Annotated in this window: 12 protein-coding genes and 1 pseudogene; 4 read left to right on the top strand and 9 right to left on the bottom strand. The window is 66.9% G+C overall.

The features are described 5' to 3' along the window. Positions 1-49 precede the first annotated feature (49 nt). Positions 50-931: a formyltetrahydrofolate deformylase gene (purU, locus tag F3J18_RS05455; protein WP_166911831.1), complete on the top strand. Its 882-nt coding sequence runs from the start codon at positions 50-52 to the stop codon at positions 929-931. A 30-nt stretch (positions 932-961) separates the two neighbouring features. Here the strand turns inward: purU and F3J18_RS05450 are convergent, their stop codons facing one another. Both F3J18_RS05450 and uvrA read right to left on the bottom strand, forming a co-directional pair. Further along, the gene (locus F3J18_RS05450) at positions 962-2050 is read right to left on the bottom strand and encodes an AI-2E family transporter (RefSeq protein WP_025096989.1); all 1089 of its coding nucleotides are present in this window, start codon (positions 2048-2050) and stop codon (positions 962-964) included. A gap of 208 nt (positions 2051-2258) precedes the next feature. Further along, positions 2259-5132: an excinuclease ABC subunit UvrA gene (uvrA, locus tag F3J18_RS05445; protein WP_025096988.1), complete on the bottom strand. Its 2874-nt coding sequence runs from the start codon at positions 5130-5132 to the stop codon at positions 2259-2261. Positions 5133-5362: 230 nt separating this feature from the next. Between uvrA and F3J18_RS05440 the strand changes: the two genes are divergently transcribed. Both F3J18_RS05440 and F3J18_RS05435 read left to right on the top strand, forming a co-directional pair. Continuing rightward, positions 5363-6550 (top strand): MFS transporter, encoded by a 1188-nt coding sequence (locus F3J18_RS05440; protein WP_166911829.1) that lies wholly within the window; start codon positions 5363-5365, stop codon positions 6548-6550. 79 nt (positions 6551-6629) lie between these two features. Beyond that, positions 6630-7226, top strand: coding sequence for a single-stranded DNA-binding protein (locus tag F3J18_RS05435; protein WP_166911827.1), 597 nt, complete (start codon positions 6630-6632; stop codon positions 7224-7226). A gap of 168 nt (positions 7227-7394) precedes the next feature. On the opposite strand, the gene F3J18_RS05430 is transcribed toward F3J18_RS05435, so the two are convergent. Further along, the gene (locus F3J18_RS05430; RefSeq protein WP_025096985.1) at positions 7395-8366 is read right to left on the bottom strand and encodes a LysR family transcriptional regulator; all 972 of its coding nucleotides are present in this window, start codon (positions 8364-8366) and stop codon (positions 7395-7397) included. A gap of 122 nt (positions 8367-8488) precedes the next feature. On the opposite strand from F3J18_RS05430, the gene F3J18_RS05425 reads away from it, so the two are divergent. Continuing rightward, positions 8489-10036, top strand: coding sequence for an acetolactate synthase large subunit (locus tag F3J18_RS05425; protein WP_160293154.1), 1548 nt, complete (start codon positions 8489-8491; stop codon positions 10034-10036). 56 nt (positions 10037-10092) lie between these two features. Here F3J18_RS05425 and F3J18_RS05420 read toward each other — a convergent pair whose 3' ends face one another. The 6 genes and pseudogenes from F3J18_RS05420 to F3J18_RS05395 all read right to left on the bottom strand — a co-directional run. Further along, the gene (locus F3J18_RS05420) at positions 10093-11745 is read right to left on the bottom strand and encodes a bifunctional aspartate transaminase/aspartate 4-decarboxylase (RefSeq protein WP_166911825.1); all 1653 of its coding nucleotides are present in this window, start codon (positions 11743-11745) and stop codon (positions 10093-10095) included. 93 nt (positions 11746-11838) lie between these two features. After that, the gene (gene aspT / locus F3J18_RS05415; RefSeq protein WP_025096982.1) at positions 11839-13524 is read right to left on the bottom strand and encodes an aspartate-alanine antiporter; all 1686 of its coding nucleotides are present in this window, start codon (positions 13522-13524) and stop codon (positions 11839-11841) included. A 560-nt stretch (positions 13525-14084) separates the two neighbouring features. Continuing rightward, positions 14085-14330, bottom strand: a complete 246-nt coding sequence (locus tag F3J18_RS05410; RefSeq protein ID WP_166911823.1) for a DUF1427 family protein — start codon at positions 14328-14330, stop codon at positions 14085-14087. A gap of 83 nt (positions 14331-14413) precedes the next feature. Beyond that, a complete protein-coding gene (locus F3J18_RS05405; protein WP_166911821.1) occupies positions 14414-15070 on the bottom strand; it encodes a hydrolase in 657 nt (218 codons plus the stop codon). Between the two features lie 197 nt (positions 15071-15267). Next, entirely contained in the window at positions 15268-16182 is a 915-nt protein-coding gene (locus F3J18_RS05400; RefSeq protein WP_205194270.1) for a LysR family transcriptional regulator, read from the bottom strand. A 236-nt stretch (positions 16183-16418) separates the two neighbouring features. Beyond that, positions 16419-17175: pseudogene (locus F3J18_RS05395) on the bottom strand (lytic polysaccharide monooxygenase); the annotation flags it as partial. Positions 17176-17419: the final 244 nt, after the last annotated feature.

Genomic DNA, 17419 nt, shown 5'->3' with positions numbered 1-17419 from the left:
GCGCGAGCGCCGAACGGATTCAATCGATTGGAATGATGGAGGTGCGGTCATGTCGACCGACCATAGCTTTATCCTGAAACTGTCCTGCCCCGACAAGCACGGCATCGTGCATGCCGTCTCGGGTTTCCTGTTCGAACGCGATACCAACATCGTCGATTCGGCCCAGTTCGGCGACAGCCGCACCGGCGAATTCTTCATGCGCGTGCATTTCGACCAGACCACCAACAGCGACGCCGAGTCGACGCTCGAGACGCTGCGCAACGAATTCGCGCCGCTCGCCGAGCGTTTCGCGATGCATTGGGAGATGCACGACGCGCTGAAGAAGCCGCGCGTGGTGATCCTGGTCTCGAAGATCGGCCACTGCCTGAACGACCTGCTGTTCCGCTATCGCACCGGCCAGCTGCCGATCGAGATCGCCGCGATCGTCTCGAACCACAAGGACTTCTACCAGCTGGCGGCCAGCTACGACGTGCCCTTCCACCACTTCCCGCTGGCCGCGGGCGCCTCGGCCGAAGCCAAGGCCGCGCAGGAAGCGCGCGTGCTGGAGGTGATCGGCGAGCATGCGACCGACCTGGTGGTGCTGGCGCGCTACATGCAGATCCTCTCGCCGCAGCTCTGCGAGCAACTGGCCGGCCGCGCGATCAACATCCATCACTCGTTCCTGCCCAGCTTCAAGGGCGCCAAGCCCTACTACCAGGCCTTCGACCGCGGCGTGAAGCTGATCGGCGCGACCGCGCACTACGTGACGACCGACCTCGACGAAGGTCCGATCATCGAGCAGGAAGTGGAGCGCGTGGACCACAGCATGACGCCGGAGCAGCTCACCGCGATCGGCCGCGACGTCGAATGCGTGACGCTCGCGCGCGCCGTGAAATGGCACGTCGAGCATCGCATCCTGTTGAACGGCACGAAGACGGTCGTGTTCCGTTGAGCGTGAGGCGGGCGGCCGCGATGGCCGCCCTCAGATCAGGCGCAGCGTGGCCAGCTCGCGCTTGATGTAGGCATAGAAGATCGGCGCGGCGATCACGCCCGGCACGCCGAAGGCCGCTTCCATCACCAGCATGGCGAGCAGCAATTCCCAGGCCCGCGACTCGATCTGGCCGCCGATGATGCGCGCGTTCAGGAAGTATTCGAGCTTGTGGATCAGGATCAGGAAGGTCAGCGAAGCGATCGCGGTGCCCACCCCCACCGACAGCGACACCGCCACGATCAGCGTGTTCGAGATCAGGTTGCCGATCACCGGCAGCAGCCCGACGATGAAGGTCACCAGCACCAGGGTCTTGGCGAGCGGCATCTTCACGTGCACCACCGGCAGCACCGCGAGCAGGTAGATGGCGGTGAAGGTGGCGTTGATCGCCGAGATCTTGATCTGAGCGAACACGATGCGGCGGAACGCTTCCGCGAAGGCCCCGACCCGCCCCAGCAGCGCCGTGGTGAGCGGGCGGCGCGCCTTGTTGCGATCGACGCCGATCGCGATCATCGCGCCGATGATCATCCCGAACAGCACATGGCCGAAGATCCGCGCGGCGCTCTTGCCGCCCTGCTGGAGCTGGTCCATGTGCTTGGACATCAGGCCGGTGGCCTTCAGCTTCATCTGCGCGGCGTCCACCGGCAGCACGTTGGCCACCCAGCCCGGCACGCGCCCGCGCGCCTGGTCGACCAGCTGCATGACCTGGCCCATCAGGCCCTGGAGATTCGGCACGGTGTGCTCGACGTGATCGATCACGGCGGCCGTGAGCCCGGCCAGGCCGCCCACGATCACCACCGAGAGCAGCACCACCGCCAGCCAGCGCGCGCGCCCGCTCGACATGTGACGCTCGATGACGGGGGCGATGGCATGGACCAGCTGGTAGACGAGCAGCCCGGCCAGCAGGCCGGACAGCAGATGAAGATGGAGCACCAGGAACAGGCCGGCGAGGGCGAGGAGGTAGCTGCCGATCTCGATCGCCGACAGCTTGGGCAGGCTGAAATCGCTGGTCAGCCTGACACTGCGCAGATGAGGCTCGCGCGACGGGTTGGCGTCGCGTGTCGTCTCGGTTTGCTTCTCCATGAGGTTTCCTGTTTCCGGCAGGCCGGTTCGCGCGCTGTGGACAGGCGCGCGTCGCCCGCATCGCGCGAGTATAGCAACGATTGGTGACCGAAAAAGCCGGTGCGGATACCGAGTGACGGGGGCGGAACGCGTCGCGCGCGGCGGCGGTGGCGGGGCCGGCCGACGCGATTCCGGCCGGACCGGATCGCGCGGCGGATGCAGAGGTGGCTTACTTCTTCTTGTCGCGCTTGAGCAGTGGGGCGAGATAGCGGCCGGTGAAGCTGGCCTTGGTCTTGGCGACCTGCTCGGGCGTGCCCTGGGCGATGATCTGGCCGCCGCCGGCGCCGCCTTCCGGGCCCAGGTCGATGACCCAGTCGGCCGTCTTGATGACGTCGAGGTTGTGCTCGATGATCACCACCGTATTGCCCTGGTCGCGCAGCCGGTGGATCACCTCCAGCAGCAGGGCGATGTCGTGGAAGTGCAGGCCGGTGGTCGGCTCGTCGAGGATGTAGAGGGTGCGGCCGGTATCGCGCTTGGACAGTTCCAGCGAGAGCTTGACGCGCTGCGCCTCGCCGCCCGACAGCGTGGTGGCCGACTGGCCCAGGCGGATGTAGCCGAGCCCGACGTCGAGCAGGGTCTTGAGCTTGCGCGCCACCACCGGCACCGCGCTGAAGAACTCGTAGGCGTGCTCGACCGTCATGTCGAGCACTTCGCTGATGTTCTTGCCCTTGTACAGCACCTCCAGCGTCTCGCGGTTGTAGCGCTTGCCGTGGCAGACGTCGCAGGGCACGTAGACGTCGGGCAGGAAGTGCATCTCGACCTTCAGCATGCCGTCGCCCTGGCAGGATTCGCAGCGCCCGCCCTTGACGTTGAACGAGAAGCGGCCCGGATCGTAGCCGCGCTCCTTGGAGGACGGCACGCCCGCGAACAGCTCGCGGATCGGGGTGAACAGGCCCGTGTAGGTGGCCGGGTTCGAGCGCGGCGTGCGGCCGATCGGCGATTGATCGACGTTGATCACCTTGTCGAAGTGCTCCAGGCCCTCGAGCGACTCGTAGGGCGCGGGCTCCGCCGAGGAACCATACAGGTGGCGCGCCACCGCCTGGTAGAGCGTGTCGTTGATCAGGGTCGACTTGCCCGAGCCGGAAACGCCGGTGATGCAGGTCAGCAGGCCGACCGGCAGTTCCAGGTCGACGTGCTTGAGGTTGTTGCCGTGCGCGTCGCCGATCCGCAGCATGCGGTCCTCGTCGGGCGCGATGCGCTCGTCCGGGTATTCGATGATCTTCTTGCCGGCCAGGTACTGGCCCGTCAGCGAGGCGCTGCTGGCCTGCACCTGCTTGGGCGTGCCCTCGGCGATCACCACCCCGCCGTGCTCGCCGGCGCCGGGGCCCATGTCGACCACGTAGTCGGCGGTGCGGATCATGTCCTCGTCGTGCTCGACCACGATCACCGAGTTGCCGAGGTCGCGCAGGTGCTTGAGGGTGGCGATCAGGCGGTCGTTGTCGCGCTGGTGCAGGCCGATCGAGGGCTCGTCGAGCACGTACATCACGCCGGTCAGGCCCGAGCCGATCTGCGAGGCGAGCCGGATGCGCTGCGCCTCGCCGCCCGACAGGGTTTCGGCGCTGCGTTCGAGCGAGAGGTAGTCGAGGCCGACGTTGTTGAGGAAGGTGAGCCGCGCGACGATCTCCTGGATCACCTTGTCGGCGATCTCGCGCTTGGCGCCGTCCAGCGTCAGGCCGCCGAAGTAGCCGAGCGTGTCGCGCAGCGGCCAGCCGCTGACTTCATAGATGGCGCGCGCCTGCTCGCCGCTGCCCACGCGCACGAAGCGCGCCTCGCGACGCAGGCGCGTGCCGTCGCAGGACGGGCAGGGCTGGTTGTTCTGGTACTTGGCCAGTTCCTCGCGCACCGCGGCCGAATCGGTCTCGCGGTAGCGGCGCTCCAGGTTCGGGATGATCCCCTCGAACACGTGCTCGCGAATCGAGGTGCGGCCGCGCTCGTTGATGTAGGAGAAGGGGATGGTCTGCTTGCCCGAGCCATAGAGCAGGATCTTGCGGACCTTTTCCGGCAGGTCCTCGAAGGCCGCGTCGATGTCGAACTCGTAGAACGCCGCCAGGCTCTGCAGCATCTGGAAGTAGAACTGGTTGCGCCGGTCCCAGCCCTTCACCGCGCCGGCCGCCAGCGACAGCGAGGGATGGGCCACCACCCGCTTCGGATCGAAGAAGGTGATCTGGCCCAGGCCGTCGCATTCCGGGCAGGCGCCCATCGGATTGTTGAACGAGAACAGGCGCGGCTCGAGCTCCTGCAGCGAATAGGAGCAGATCGGGCAGGCGAACTTCGAGCTGAACAGGTGCTCCTGGTCGGTATCCATCTCGAGCGCGATGGCGCGGCCGTCGGCCAGGCGCAGCGCCGTCTCGAACGATTCCGCCAGGCGCTGCTTCATGTCGGCGCGCACTTTCAGGCGGTCCACCACCACGTCGATGGTGTGCTTGTCGTTCTTCTTCAGCTTGGGCAGCGACTCGACCTCGTAGATCTTCGCCACGCCCTCGTTGGCCGTGCCGCCGCCCGAGCGCACCCGGAAGCGCACGAAACCCTGCGCCTGCATCTCCTCGAACAGCTCGGCATGCTCGCCCTTGCGGTTCGCGACCACCGGGGCGAGGATCATCAGCTTGGTTTCCTCCGGCAGCGCCAGCGCCGCGTCCACCATCTGCGACACGCTCTGCGCCTCGAGCGGGATCTCGTGGTCGGGGCAATAGGGCGTGCCGACACGTGCGTACAAAAGTCGCAGGTAGTCGTGGATTTCCGTCACGGTGCCGACGGTCGAACGCGGGTTGTGCGAGGTCGCCTTCTGCTCGATCGAGATCGCCGGGGAGAGCCCCTCGATCAGGTCGACGTCGGGTTTCTCCATCAGCTGGAGGAACTGCCGCGCGTAGGCGGACAGGCTCTCGACGTAGCGCCGCTGCCCTTCTGCATAAAGGGTGTCGAACGCGAGCGAGGATTTGCCGGATCCCGACAGGCCCGTAATGACGACCAGTTTGTGGCGCGGCAGGTCGAGATTGACGTTCTTCAGGTTGTGGGTGCGGGCCCCACGGATACGGATCTGTTCCATGAACCTGGCGAAAGAGGAGGAAACCAAACCTGCTACTATAACGGCTTTTCGAGACCGTCGTTTCAGGCCCCCCAGGCCGCGATTCCGCCTGCAGCGCAGCGGGTTCGGGGCACGTGAGACGCACCTTGCCGGTGCGTTCGCGGCGAGCCGGCGGCGGCGCTCGGAGCCGGCTGGATTCCCGCCGCCCGCGAGCCGGGCGGATGCCGCTCAATACCGACAAGCTTCCCCCGATGTCCAATCCGTCAGCTTCCCCCGTTCGCATGAGCGCGCCCGAACTGCGCGCGACCACCTCGCTCGCGGCGATCTTCGCGCTGCGCATGCTGGGGCTGTTCATGATCATGCCGGTGTTTTCGGTCTATGCGAAAACCATCCCCGGCGGCGACAACGTCCTGCTGGTCGGCATCGCGCTGGGCGCCTACGGCGTCACGCAATCGCTGCTCTATATCTTCTACGGCTGGGCTTCCGACCGGTTCGGCCGCAAGCCCGTGATCGCCTTCGGCCTGCTGGTGTTCGCGCTGGGCGCCTTCATCGCCGCCTTCGCCCACGACATCACCTGGATCATCGTCGGGCGCGTCGTGCAGGGAATGGGGGCCGTATCTTCGGCGGTGCTGGCCTTCATCGCCGACCTGACCTCGGAACAGAACCGCACCAAGGCGATGGCGATGGTGGGCGGCTCGATCGGCGTGTCGTTCGCGGTGGCGATCGTCGGCGCGCCGATCGTGTTCCACTGGGTGGGCATGAGCGGCTTGTTCACCATCGTCGGCGTGCTGTCGCTGCTGGCGATCGGCGTGGTGCTGTGGGTGGTGCCCGACGCGCCGAAGCCGGTGCACGTGAAAGCGCCGTTCTCGGAGGTGCTGCACAACGTCGAGCTGCTGCGCCTGAACTTCGGCGTGCTGGTGCTGCATGCCACCCAGACCGCGCTGTTCCTGGTGGTGCCGCGCCTGCTGGTGGATGCCGGCCTGCCGGTGGCCTCGCACTGGCAGGTGTACCTGCCGGTGATGGGCCTGTCCTTCGTGGCGATGGTGCCGGCCATCATCGTGGCCGAGAAGCGCGGCAAGATGAAGCCGGTGCTGCTCAGCGGCGTGGCGGCTATCCTGATCGGCCAATTGCTGCTCGGCTCCACCCCGCATACGATTGTGATCGTCGCGGCCGTGCTGTTCGTCTACTTCCTCGGTTTCAACATCCTCGAGGCCTCGCAGCCCTCGCTGGTATCGAAGCTCGCGCCGGGCTCGCGCAAGGGCGCGGCCACCGGCGTCTACAACACCACGCAGTCGATCGGCCTGGCGCTGGGCGGCGTGGTGGGCGGCTGGCTGCTCAAGACGGGCGGCGCCAACGAGGTGTTCTATGCGTGCTCGGCCCTGGTGGCCGTGTGGCTTATAATCGCCGCCAGCATGAAGCCGCCGCCGCGCAAGGCCTGAGGGCGCCGCGCCGCTGCTGTTTCAGGCCGGCCGCCGCGGCGGTTCCGCCCGGCCGGCATCGAATCTTTTGGAGAAATACATGGCATCCGTCAACAAGGTCATTCTCGTCGGCAACCTGGGCGCCGACCCCGAAGTGCGCTACCTGCCGAGCGGCGACGCGGTGGCGAACATCCGCCTCGCGACGACCGATCGTTACAAGGACAAGGCCAGCAACGAGTTCAAGGAAGTGACCGAGTGGCACCGCGTGGCGTTCTTCGGCCGGCTGGCCGAGATCGTCAACGAGTACCTGAAGAAGGGCTCGGCGGTGTACATCGAAGGGCGCCTGCGCACGCGCAAGTGGCAAGGCCAGGACGGCCAGGATCGTTATTCGACGGAAATCGTCGCCGACCAGATGCAGATGCTCGGCGGCCGCGGCGGCGCGGGTGGCGGCGGTGGTGGTGGTGACGATGGCTACGGTGGTGGCGGCGGCGGTGGTTACGGCGGCGGCTCCGGCGGCGGCGGTGGTGGTTACGGCGGCGGCCGCGGCGGCGACATGGAGCGCGGCGGTGGCGGCGGTGGCCGTGCCTCGGGCGGTGGCGGCGCGCGCAGCGGTGGCGGCGGTGGCGGTTCCAGCCGTCCGAGCCAGCCGGCCAGCGGCGGCGGCTTCGACGAGATGGACGACGATATTCCGTTCTGAGTCTCCGCGAGCGGAAACGCCAGAAAAGATGAACCCCGCCTTCGTGCGGGGTTTCTTTTTATCCGCGGGATTCGGCCTGTCTGGGAAACCGACGCGAGGATGTCGTTGACGACGCCTGCCGAGACGGCAGGCAAAGTTCACGCCGAACCGCCGGGCGGCTGCGCCGACTCAAGCCTTGATCCTGCTTCTCGCCTTCGGCTGCGCATCCTCGAAATACTCCGCATCCCTGGCCAGCGCGGCCGGAATCTCCTGCTTCAGCAATTCCACCCATTCGCGCGTCTTCACATTGACGAAATGCCGTGAAGGCGTCAGCAGGAACACGCCGATCTCGGGCGATTGCCAGCGCGGCAGCACGCGCACCAGGGTGCCGCGCTTGAGCGCGTCGACCACGTTGTAGCGCGGCAGCAGGGCGATGCCCAGGCCGCCGAGCGCGCCTTGCAGGACGACTTCCGGAATATCGCCCAGCACCGGGCCGATCGGCGACAGGATCTCGAGCGTCTTGCCGTCCGACAGTTCCCAGTTCGACGAGATCGAAGGATTCAGCAGCCTCAGGCAGGCATGCCCGGCAAGCTCCCGCGGCGTCTTCGGAACGCCGTGGGCCGCCAGGTATTTCGGCGCCGCGCAGAGCACCGCCGAGGTGACGCCCAGGCGCTGCGCGATCATGCCCGAATCGGGCAGGTGCTGGGAGAGATAGACGCTGACGTCGACGCCGCCCGCCAGCAGGTCGGGCACGTATTGCGAGGCGCTGTATTCCAGGTTGACGCGCGGAAACCGCGCACAGAACTTCGGCACCAGCGGCACCACGTAGCGGTTGCCGAAGCTGGTCATGCACATCACCCGCAGCCGCCCGGCCGGCTGCGTCGAGATCCCCGCCACGTTGTTCTCGGCCTGCGCGACCAGATCGAGGATGGTCCTCGCCTCCTTCACGTATTGCTCGCCGACGCTGGTGAGCGCCAGCTTGCGCGTGGTCCGGTGCAGCAGCTTGCTCTGCAGCCGGTTCTCCAGCTCCGACACCAGCCGCGAGATCTGCGCGGTGGTCAGGTGCATCTGTTCGCCTGCGGCCGTGAAGCTGCCGGCGTCGACCACGCGGACCAGCGCGGACATCGCGTGCAGCAGGCCATTGTCGAGATTCTTGCGCATGACGTAACAAAGATAGCGATAGTTGAATCTATTTCGATATTACGCGCCCTCATAGGATTCAGCCATGTGGAGTCGCGGCGGTCCCGCGCGGCTCCGGTTCCACGGCTAGGAGTCGACTCATCATGAATGGCGCAGAAAGTCTGTTGCGCTCGCTGATCGCGAGCGATGTGAAGGTGTGTTTCGCGAACCCGGGCACCTCGGAGATGCATTTCGTGGCCGCGCTCGACCAGGTCGAGGGCATGCGGCCGATACTCGGGCTGTTCGAGGGCGTGGTGACCGGTGCCGCCGACGGCTACGGCCGGATGACGGGCCGGCCAGCCTGCACGCTGCTGCATCTCGGCCCGGGCCTGGCGAACGGGCTGGCGAACCTCCACAACGCGCGCAAGGCCCAGACGCCGATCGTAAACATCGTCGGCGACCACGCCGCTTCGCACATGCGCTACGACGCGCCCTTGTCGTCGGACCTGGTCGGTTTCGCGCGGCCGGTTTCGGCCTGGATCCACACCTCGACCAGCGCGCTGACGGTGGGCGCCGACGCGGCCCGGGCCGTGCAGGCCTCGCTCGAAGCGCCGGGCCGGATCGCGACCCTGGTGCTGCCCGCCGATACCGCCTGGGATCCGGCCGACGCGGTCGCGCCGGCCCTGCCGAAGCCGGTGCGCGCCCAGGCCTCGCCGCAGAATGTCGAGCGCATCGCCAGGATGATTCGCGGCGCCAGACGCCCGGTGATGCTGATCCGCGGCGAGGGCCTGCAGGAGCGCGGCCTGCGCGCGGCCGGCAAGATCGCGGCCCGGGCGGGGGTTCGCCTCATGTGCGATACCTTCTTCCCGCGCATGCAGCGAGGCGCCGGCCGCGTCGCGGTCGAGCGCATGCCGTATTTCGCCGAGCAGGTCGCGCAGACGCTCGCCGGCACCGACCTGATCGTGCTGGTCGGCGCGCAGGCACCGGTGAGCTTCTTCGCCTATCCCGACAAGCCGAGCTGGCTGACCCCGGAGCAGTGCCGTCTCGCGGTGCTGTCGCATCCGCACGAGGACGGCGTCGCCGCGCTCGAGTCGCTGGTCGATGCGCTCGGTGCCCAGGCCGCGGTCGGCGCCACGGTTGCCACGCGGCCCTTCGAGGTCCGGCGCGACGGCCCGCTCGACGCGGTCTCGATCATGCAGGTGGTGGCCAGGCATCTGCCGGAGCAGGCCATCGTCGCCGACGAATCGATCTCGTCGGGCTTCGCGCACTATCCGCTGACCGAGCACGCGGCGCCGCACGATTTCCTCAATCTCACCGGCGGCGCGATCGGCAGCATGATGGCGGTCTCCACCGGCGCGGGCATCGCCTGTCCCGAGCGCAAGGTGGTCAACCTGCAGGGCGACGGCAGCGCGATGTACATTCTCCAGTCGCTGTGGACGCAGGCGCGCGAGCATGTCGACGTCACTACCGTGATCTACGCGAACCGCGCTTATCGGATCCTCGACAACGAGCTCGCGCGCGTGGGCGCATCTCCGGACGGCGCGCTGGCGGCCTCGATGTTCGATCTCGACAACCCCGCGCTGGACTGGGTGGCGCTGGCGAAAGGCATGGGCGTGGAAGCGCTCAGCGTGGAGACGCCGGCCGCCTTCGAGGCGGCCTTCGCCGATGCGATGAAGCAGCGCGGGCCGCGCCTGATCGAATGCGTGATCTGAGACGCGGGCGGCTTCCCATGGGTCGTGGCCGCCCGCCTTGGCGAAGGCGATGAGGATTACTTCACGGTTTCGGTATCGAGCTTCCTGCCCGTATCGGCATTGAAGCGCTCGACGTATTCCTCGATCAGCCTGCGCAGCGCCTTGCCGATCTTGCGGTAATCCGATTCGTTGAGGTTCGCCAGCGACACGCGCCCCGAGGGGTGCGCGGTGCCGAATCCGCGGCCCGGCAGCAGCACCACGCGCGCATCGCTGGCCAGCCGGAACAGCAGCTCCGAAGGCTCGGTGTTCTCGAACAACCAGTCGACGAACTCGCGTCCGAAGGCCCGTTCGCCGAGGAATTCCAGATCGAGGATCGTGTAGTAGTCGACCTGGTTCGGATCGTCGTCCTCGAACGAGATGCCCACTTCCTCGTAGAGCGCGCGCTTGCGGCTGCGAATCAGCCGCTTGAGCGCGTTCTTGTAGGCATCGGGCGTGTCCATCAGCGAGAACAACGAGAACAGCACCATCTGCACCTGCTGCGGCGTCGAGAGGCCGGCCGTGTGATTGAGCGCCACGGTGCGGCTGTCGGCTACCAGGCGATCGATGAACTTCAGCGAGTCGGGGTCGGTGGTGATCGACTCGTAGCGCGTATGCAGTTCGCGCTTCACCGCCTTCGGCAGCTCGCCGATCAGGCGGTCGAGCACGTTGTCGCGATGCGTCGCGATGGTGCCCAGGCGCCAGCCCGTCGCGCCGAAATACTTGGAGTACGAATAGACCAGGATGGTGTTCTTCGGCGCGAGCGCGAACAGGGAAACGAAATCGTCGGCGAAGGTGCCGTAGACGTCGTCGGTCAGCAGCACCAAGTCGGGACGCTCCTCGACGATGCTGGCGATATAGCGCAGGCTCTCGTCGCTGATCTTCACCGAGGGCGGGTTGCTCGGGTTGACCAGGAAGAAGGCCTTGACCTTCGGGTCGCGCAGCTTGTCGAGCTCCTCGTTCGAGTACTGCCAGTTGTTCTCGACCGAGGCGTTCAGGTTGACGACGTTCAGCTGGTAGTCGTTGAGCTTGGGGATCTCGATGTAGGGCGTGAAGATCGGCATGCCCAGCGCGATCGTGTCGCCCGGCTGGATCAGCCGGTTCTCGCGCATCGTGTTGAAGATGTAGGTCATCGCGGCGGTGCCGCCCTCGACCGCGAACACGTCGAACTCGCCGACGAAGGGATGCTTGCCGATCATCTCGCGGCGCAGGTACTGGCCGACGATCTGCTCGGAGAGCGTCAGCATGCGATCGGGCACCGGGTAGTTGGCGCCGAGGATGCCCTCGCACATCTCGTAGAGGAAATCGCCGGCCGACAGGCCGAGCTGGTCGCGCACGTAGGACACGGCGCCGCGCAGGAAGCCGATGCCGGGCTTGTCCTTCTCCTCGCGCAGGAACAGCTCGAAGCGCTCGACGATGCCCTCGTGCTTGGGAAAGCCGCCGATGCCTTCCGGCATGTAGGCGAACGAGCGCTCGGCCTCGCGCATCGCGAACAGGCCGAGCTGCCAGAAGCCGTGGCGCGGGATGGTGGCGAGGAAGTTCGGGTTGCCGCGCCCGGCATTGAGCATGGTCGCATTGGCCGGGCGCGCCACCGCCGCGCCGCCGGCCGCCTTGATCAGTTCGTCCTTCAGCTCGAACGGGCTGAGCGCCGCGAATTTGGCCCGGTCGTCCTGCTTGTTCTTGCGTTTCGCCATGATACGGACTCCATCCTAGGTGACTGCCTGGGCACGCCCTCTGGTGGCCGTTGCCGCCGGCACAGTGGAAAACGAAAATCGACGCGTCCTCGCTCAGACCAGGCCGACGACCAGCGGTCCCAGCAGGGTCAGCAGCACGTTGGCGATCGCATAGGTGATCGCGAACGGCACGGTCGGCACGGCGCTCTCTGCCTTGTCGAGCACGCCGCCGAAGGCGGGATTGGCGCTGCGCGAGCCGCTCAGCGCGCCGGCCAGGATCGCCGCGTTGCGGTAGCGCAGCACGTAGCGGCCGAACAGCATGGTCAGGATCAAGGGGAACAGGGTGACGAACACGCCGAGCAGGAAGATCGTCAGGCCGCTCTGCTTGACCGTGGCCACCGCCTGCAGCCCGGAGTTCAGGCCGACCACGGCGACGAACACGGCGAGCCCGAAGTCCTGCAGCAGCCGCGAAGCGGCCGAGGGCATCACGCCGTACATCGGATGCTTGCCGCGCATCCAGCCGAACAGCAGGCCCGCGAGCAGGCAGCCGCCGCCGGAGCCCAGCGTGAGCGGTATGCCCGCCAGGTTCACCACGATCAGGCCGAGCAGCAGCCCGACCACCAGCCCGACGCCCATGTAGATGAAGTCGGTCTTGTTGGTATAGGGCAGTTCGTAGCCGGTTTCGTCGGCAGCCCGCCTGGTGTCCTGCGGCGATCCGTAGAAGGTCACCACGTCGCCGTGCATCAGCTCGGTCTCGGGCAGGATCGGCAGCGGCTGGCCCGCGCGCGTCACGCCCTGGATGAACACGCCGTGGCGCAGGTCGCGATCGACATTGGCGCGTACCGCCGCGATCGTCGTGTGGTTCATGCCCTTGCGCGTGAACACGGCCTGGCGCGTCTGCATCACCGCGCCGAAGCCGTCGCCGCCGGGCAGTTCGTCGCCGATGGTGGCGGCCGCATCGATGATGCCTTCGCGACGGCCGACCAGCAGCACCACGTCGTCGGCTCGCAGCATCACGTCGGGACGCGGCTCGACCGCCTTGCCGGCGCGCCGGATCTTCTCGATCGTCAGGAAGTCCTGGTGCGCGACCTCGATCTCCTTCACGGTGCGCCCGGCGCCGCCGCGCACGCGGTACATGCGCCCGATCAGTTCCGGCAGCACGGCGACCTGTCCCGCGGCCGGCGCGGGCCTGCCGCCGGCCAGCGCCTGCTCGGCATCGAGCGCGGCCTCGCGCAGCCCCTGGCCCATGAACTTCGGCAGCACGTTCACGCAGACGATGATCGCGCCGAGCGAGCCGAACACATAGGTGACCGCGTAGGCGATGGCGACATCGGCCTGCATCGACTTGACCTGGTCGGCCGGCAGGCCGAGCCTGGCGATCGCGTCGCCGGCCGTGCCGATGATGGCCGACTGGGTCAGCGCGCCGCCCGCGAGGCCTGCCGCGAGTCCCTTGTTCAGGTGGAACAGCTTCGCGCAGACGATCACCGTGACCAGCGCGGAGACGGCCAGGAACACCGCCATGGCGATCTCGCGCAGCGAATTGCGATTCAGTGAATTGAAGAAGCCGGGACCCGAGTCGTAACCGACGGCATAGATGAAGACCGCGAACATCACGGTCTTCACGCCGTCGTCGATGGTCACGCCGGCCTGGCTGATCACCACGGCCGCGAGCAGCGAGCCGCCGACGCCGCCGAGCTGGAACTTGCCGAAGTTGATCTGGCCGATGAAGTAGCCGGCCGCCAGCGACAGGAACAGCGCGATATCGGGGGACTTCTGAAGGATGTCGTGAATCCAGTTCATGGTGTCCTCGTGCGAAATGGAGAAGGCGCCGCGTCGACCTCGGCGGGTCGCCCGGTGGCGAGAAGGCAGTCGTAAGGTGGGGTATCCCTGATGAGTAGGCCGCGGTGTCGACCACGGATGGCCGCCGCGCGGGATCGGGAGATATCCGGCGCGAACGGCGGCAGGCGGACAGGCAGCGGAATGCTCGTCACGGATGAATAATGGCTCGGTAAGAAAAACGATTCCACGGAAATGCCGAACAACATTCCGTCGTGATCCGATACCGGCTGCATCGAGCCCGCGCGATCCTCGCGTCTCGATGTTCATTGCCTCGATGCCTGTCGCGCAGGCGTGCCTTGATCGGGACGGCCCTGATCCCCGCCGCATGCTTCATGGCCGACGCTGCCGGCCATGCCTCGTGCAGTCATGCCTGGCCTGGGCGATGCATCGCCTCTCGCGCCGACATTTTCGAGATAATGATCGCGGGCTAATTGCGTTGTCAACCGGCGAATCGGCGAGGGTTTGACCGGGATTCCGCCGGTGATGAGATGGTGGGACGCGGGAGGGGATCGGCGCGCGAGTCAGCGTTTGTCGTGTCGGGACAGGTCGGCCGTGGAGGTGCCGCGAGCGGGTTCGGCAGCGGCGGCCGTGGTGCGGCTGCCGTCGTGCAGCAGGCGCTGCGCACACGGCAGCGCCTGCTCGCCGATCAGGATTCCCAACAAACCCACCAGCGCGATGGCCGGCGGAGCCGGCGAGCGCACCTGCAGCAGCGAGTAGATGCCGCCGACCAGCAGGCCGGCGGCGAGCGAGAGCAGATAAGGTTTCATGCGGCTTGCCTTGCCATGGAGCGACGATCTTCAACGTCGGCCCGCCAGGCCGCGGGGTTTGCGGCGAGGTGGGCCACGGCCGCTCAACGCGCGGCGTGCGAATCGAACATGGTCTTGACGTAGCTGATGCCGACGCCGAACGCGCCGCCCAGTCGCATCGCGATGCCGGTGGTGATGTCGTAGGTTTCCGCGCGTGCCCAGTCGCGCTGCAGTTCGAGCAGATAGGTGAGCGACGTGATCGGCCGCGCGCCGGCCTGGATCATGCGCTCGACCGCGCGCTCGTGCGCCTCCAGCGAGCAGTCGCCGCAGGCATCGGTGACCACGTAGACCTCGAAGCCCTGTTCGAGCGCGGATACCACCGGGCCATTGCAGCATACGGAAGTCCAGAGGCCGGCGATCACCAGCCGGTTCTTGCCGACCGCGTTGATGCGCGCGATGAAGTTCTCGTCTTCCCAGGCATTGGAGGTCGTGCGATCGGTGACCTCGGCGTCCGGAAAGGCTTCGGTGATCTCGCTGAAGAGCGGGCCGGCGAAGCTGTCGCGCGAGATCGTCGAGATGATGGTGGGCACCCCGAAGCCCTTCGCCGCGTGGGCGAGGATGCCCGCGTTCGCGCGCAGGTTGGTGATGTCGATCGACTTGGTGTTGAAGGCCATCTGCGACTGGTGGTCGACCAGGAGCAGGGCGTGGTCGTGCGGGCTCAACAGCGAACTGGCGGGCTTGGCGATCGCGTGAATGCTCATTGCATACCTCTTGGAAACGGTGGGGCGGTTGAATGCGGCCGATGGCCTGCGAAATACCGGTGACGCGTCGCGCTGTCGGCGTGTCATCGATCTCGCGAAAATTCTAGGGAGCCGCCTCGTCCCCGAGGGTGCGATTGCGCGCATCCGGCTCCGCGCGAATGCACGGAGCCGCGTCATGCGTTCGCCTTCGACGCGTGCTAGGCGCGTCCCTTGCCCTCGATGAAATCGCGTTGCCGCAGGATCGCGTCGGCGCAGTGGCGCATGAAGGCGCTGACGCGCCCCGACTTGCGGATGTCGGGATGCGTGAGCAGCCACAGCTCGTCATGGACCTCGGGAATCACGGGGCTGATGCGCACCAGGCCGCTGACCAGGTCGCCGTGCATGCAGGGCAGGAAGCCGATGCCGAGTCCGGCATGGATGGCGGCGACCACGCCCGCCACCGAATCGCTGCGGAACACGATCTGCTCGCGCGGCACGCGCGCGTTGACGTAGTCGAAGGCCTTGAGCCCGGCCAGCTCCTTGCCGTAGGACACCCATTGGCGCTGGTAGAGCGCCTCGACCTCGAGCGGCTCGCCGACATGGTCGAGGCGGCGACCATAGATCGCCCAGGCCACGGTCGCGACCTTGCGGCCGAGCAGGTTCTCGGGCGGCGTCAGGGTGGCGCGAAACGCGATATCGGAATCGCCGCGCGCGAGGTTCAGCGCCTTGTTGCCGACCCGCATCTCGATCTGCACGCCGGGATGGCGGGCCCGGAAGTCGGCGATGATCGGCGTGACGAAGTCGAGCACCAGGGCATCGCTGGTGGTGACGCGCAGGATGCCTTTGTGGCTGTGGACGTGCCCCGAGACGCGCCGCACCAGGCTCAGCACGTCGAGTTCGATGCGCGAGGCCAGCGCGACCACCTCGCTGCCGGCGGCGGTCGTGGCATAGGCGTTGCGGCGCCGGTCGAACAGCACGGTGCCGAGTGCCTGCTCGATGGCGGCCAGGCGCCGCGAAATGGTCGAATGATTGAGGCCGAGCGCGGCGGCCGCCGCGACGATGCTGCCGTGATCGGCGATCGCCTTGACGATCCTCAGGTCGTCCCAGGAGGGTTTTTGAAACAGGTCCGTCATGATGCTCCTCGAAGCGCGACAGGGGCTGACCATGATAGGTCGAGCCGCCCGCCGGGACAGGAGGGTCGCATGGGGTCGCGGCCGGGCGCGCTCATCAATAGCACGCGCCCGTTGCGCCGTGGTCCGCATCCTCGCGGAAATCATTGCGCCGCGATGCACCGCGCGCGCCGCGCCGAAGCCGGCGTCATGCCGGCTTCGGCGCGGGCGAGCGGCGACGCGGCTCAGCGCCCCGGCAGGATCGTGATGTCGCTGCAGTTGAAGAAGCCCTCGTTGCCCGCATCGCGGCGCTGCCAGTAGCTGTACAGCACGGCGTCGCCGGTGCGTCCGGCCGGCAGCGGCACGCTCAGCTTGTAGAACGAGGTGACGGTGCCGGGCAGGTGGCCGCCGCCGTTGGCCGGCTGCGGAGCCGGTGCCGGCGCGTCGTAGATCTTGTCGAGATCGGCCCAGCGCAGCGGCTGCTGCGGGTTGTAGCCGGGCTTGCTCAGGTAGATGCGCATCACCGACGGCGTGTGGCTCTGGGTGTTTTCCCAGGTCACGTCGATCTTGCCGCCCACCGGCGTCACGCGGGTCTTGCGCCAGGCCACGGCCGGCACATCGATGCCGGATTTCTTCTTGTCGCCGCCCGCGCAGAGCAGGCCGTCGGGCACGGCTTGCTGCAGCTTCTCCAGGTCGTCGCCCTGGCCGATCGGGTTGGCCGAGAACTCGTTCCACTGCGTGAACGGATAGGCCGAGTTGCCGCCGTTCTGGTAGGCGGCGCGGCAATCGGTATGCGGGATGCCGCTGCCGTCGGCCGGATCCCAGTAGCCGCCCTCGAGCCGGCATTGATACTGGCGCGCGATCGGCGTACCGATCGCGCCGTGCGCGCCGGCTTCCTGCATGCCGGCCGTGAGCGCGGCCGCGCAGATCGGCAGCAGTGCAAACATCCGGGCGAATTTGGCGTGTTTCGCTTCCTTGGAAAACGATTGGATCGACATGATGGATTCTCTCGGAAATTATTCGTGTTTTTGATCAGGAGTGCGTAGTGAGAAACCGTGTCGACATCAATCGACGGCCTTGACGCGGCCTGCACTCCTTTCGGGAATATGCACAACAACATTACGCGATGCAAGCTTTTGATCGCGATATGAAAGCGTTGTTGCCGGAATGGATTTATCCGGGATTTTTACTTTGGTTCATAAACCGGAAGATCGTTGACGTAGCTCGTATCAAGCCATTGAGAATGGCGATTTCTCGTCAA

The sequence above is a fragment of the Burkholderia sp. Ax-1720 genome (assembly GCF_011753035.1).
Taxonomy (GTDB): domain Bacteria; phylum Pseudomonadota; class Gammaproteobacteria; order Burkholderiales; family Burkholderiaceae; genus Burkholderia; species Burkholderia gladioli.
The sequence above is the reverse complement of the archived record's forward strand: the minus strand, read 5'-3'. Positions and strand labels throughout refer to the sequence as shown.